Below are 1,547 nucleotides of genomic sequence, written 5' to 3'. Positions count from 1 at the left end.
TCGGCCACCAGCGCACCCGCTCCAGGGGCTTGCGGGCCGCGCCGCGACACCAGCAGCAGGTCACGCACCCCGTGCCGCTCCACCAGCCGCCGCGCGACCAGGGCGCCCAGGCCACCGGTGCCGCCCGTGACCAGCACGGTCCCCGGCACGTCCGGCTGGGGCCCGGTGGCGGCCTTGCGGCGGGTCAGGCGGGGCACGAGGAGCTTGCCCTCGCGTACGCGGACCTGCGGCTCCCCAACGGCCGCGATCCTGGCCCAGTCGGCGTACCCGTCCTCCGCCTCGGCCAGCACGAACCGGCCCGGCTGCTCCGACTGCGCCGACCGCACCAGCCCCTGCACCGCCGCACCCGCCAGGTCACCCGGCCGGGTGACGAACAGGAGGGGGACGTCGTCGTCCGGCTGCGCGGCGATGGCGTCCAGGACGCGGGCGGTCAGGTCTCTGGTGGCGGCGGGCACGTCCGGCCGTTCGCTCACGCAGGGGATGACGACGGGCGTGGGAGCCCCGGCCGCCACGGTGCCGGCGTCCACCCAGTCCACGCCGTACGGGCTCACGGGGGTCCGGGTGGCGGCGGCGCGGGGGGCGGCGGCTCTGGTGCGCAGGGCGTCGATCGACAGCACCGGGGAGCCGGTGGGGTCGGCCGCCTCCACGACGGCGTCCTCTCCCGTGAGGGTCACCCGTACGCGGAGGGCCTGGGCCTGCGTGGTGTGCAGCCGGACCCCGCGGAAGGCGAACGGCAGGCGCAGCTCCTCGTTGCCGCCGGAGAGCACCAGGGGGTGGAACGCGGCGTCGAGGAGGGCGGGGTGGATGCCGTAGCCGGTCACGTCCACGCCGTCGGGCACGACGACCTCGGCGTACAGGTCCTCGCCGGCCCGCCACAGGGCGCGCAGCCCTTGGAACGCGGGGCCGTACTCGTAGCCCTGCTCGGCCAGGCGCTCGTACCCGCCGGCGATGTCCACGGGAGTGGCGGCGGGCGGCCAGGTGGTGGCCCAGCCGTACCGGGGGGCGTCGTCTCCGGCCTCGGCGACGGCGCCCGAGGCGTGCCGCTGCCAGCCGTCGGCGTCCGCGACGCGGGAGAACACGGCGATGGGGCGGTGCCCTCCGGCGTCGGGCGGGTCGAGGGTGACCTGCACGGCGACCGTGCCCGTGTCGGGCAGGAACAGCGGGGCCTCGATGATCAGCTCGTCGAGGCGTTCGCAGTCCGCGTGGGCGGCGGCCTCCAGGGCGAGGTCGGCGAAGGCGGCCCCGGGCAGCAGGACGCCGCCCTCCACCGCGTGGTCGGCCAGCCAGGGCGCGATCGTGCGCGAGAGCCGGCCGGTGAACACGAATCTGTCGTCGGCCACGGACACGACCGCGCTGAGCAGCGGGTGCCGCGATCCGTCGATGCCCGCCCCGGTCGGACGGCGGCTCGCCGGCCCGTCGCCGAGCCAGTAGCGGTTGCGCTGGAAGGCGTACGTGGGAGGCTGCCCACTCGGTGCCGGTCCCTCGCCCAGCACCAGCGGCCAGGCCACCGGCACACCCAGCACCCACGCCTGAGCCAGCGACAACAG

At 76.7% G+C, this 1,547-nt stretch carries 1 protein-coding gene; it reads right to left on the bottom strand.

The window, feature by feature from the left end; all coding sequences use genetic code 11:
• Positions 1-1,547: polyketide synthase dehydratase domain-containing protein (locus AB0J69_RS61660; protein ID WP_364138678.1), on the bottom strand; the 1,547-nt coding region annotated here is incomplete at both ends.

Source organism: Nonomuraea sp. NPDC049709, from assembly GCF_040674815.1.
Lineage (GTDB): Bacteria > Actinomycetota > Actinomycetes > Streptosporangiales > Streptosporangiaceae > Nonomuraea.
This window is presented reverse-complemented; position numbering and strand designations above follow the sequence as displayed.